Genomic DNA, 1061 nt, shown 5'->3' with positions numbered 1-1061 from the left:
ACCTATCTGGTGGGCAAGGGCATGACGCTGGTGGTCGCCCGGGGCGTGGCGATGAAGGCGGCGCTGATCGAGATTGCCGGGGCGACCAGCGGTGTTGGCACCGCCGCCGGTCGCGCGGTGGCGCCACTGACCCGCTTTGGTCTTGCCGCCCGCGCCCTGACCGGGGTCTTGGGCGGGCCGCTATCGCTGGCGCTCACCGCCGCCTCGATCGTCGCCTTTGGCATCGACACCGACAGCGCCGCCGATGCTGTCGACCGGGCCGATGTGGCGGCACGCAAGGCCGCCGATGCGCTCGACGCCTATCAGGAGGCCAGCCGCCGCGCCGCCGAGGAACAGCGCAGCCTTGGCGGCGAGGTCTCGGCGGCCACCCAGCAGATGCTCAGCCAGACCCGGGCCGGGCTGGTGCAGGCGCTGTCGGATGCCGAACGCGAACTGAAGGCCGCGCGCAGCAGCATGACCGGCGCCTTCTTTGACCGCGACGGGTTTGATGACTTTGCCGGGCGGTACCGGGCGCTGTTCAGGACCAATCTGCAGACCGGCGCACCGATGCCGGGCATGCCGTCCAACCGCTTCCTCACCGATCTTGCGACGATGGCCGAACAGGCCGGGCGGCTCGAGATCTCCGCCAGCACCTTCATGGACAGCTTCTCTCAGGTGCAGGCCATCGGTCCCGCCTTTGCCGACCTCGCCGAACAGCTGGCCGGGATCCTCGCCTCGGGCGAGGGTCTGGCCGAGAATGACGCGCTCGAGGCCCTGCGCGGCATGGCCGAGGAGGCGGGGATTTTCGGCGATGAGCTCGCCGCCATCGACCGCGCCGGCAGCGAGGCCGATCTGCGCGCGGCCTATGCCGATCTGAAGACGGCAATCGAGGAGGCCACCGTGGCCGGCACCCAGCTGCGCGCCGAGACCAACGAGGGCTTCCGGGAAAATGTCACCACTCTGGCTGAGGTGGAGAGCCGGGTCGCAGCCCTGCGCGACACCGAACAGCAGACGCTGGACCTGTCCCGCGACATCGCCACCGAACGCCCTTTCGATGCCACCGCCGACAGCGCGGGGAAGGC

1 pseudogene is annotated in these 1061 nt (G+C 70.2%); it reads left to right on the top strand.

Annotation, left to right across the window (positions count from 1 at the left end):
- Positions 1–1061, top strand: a pseudogene (locus BLR51_RS27965) (phage tail tape measure protein); the annotation flags it as partial.

Source organism: Salipiger marinus, assembly GCF_900100085.1.
GTDB classification, from domain to species: domain Bacteria; phylum Pseudomonadota; class Alphaproteobacteria; order Rhodobacterales; family Rhodobacteraceae; genus Salipiger; species Salipiger marinus.
The sequence above is the reverse complement of the archived record's forward strand: the minus strand, read 5'-3'. Positions and strand labels throughout refer to the sequence as shown.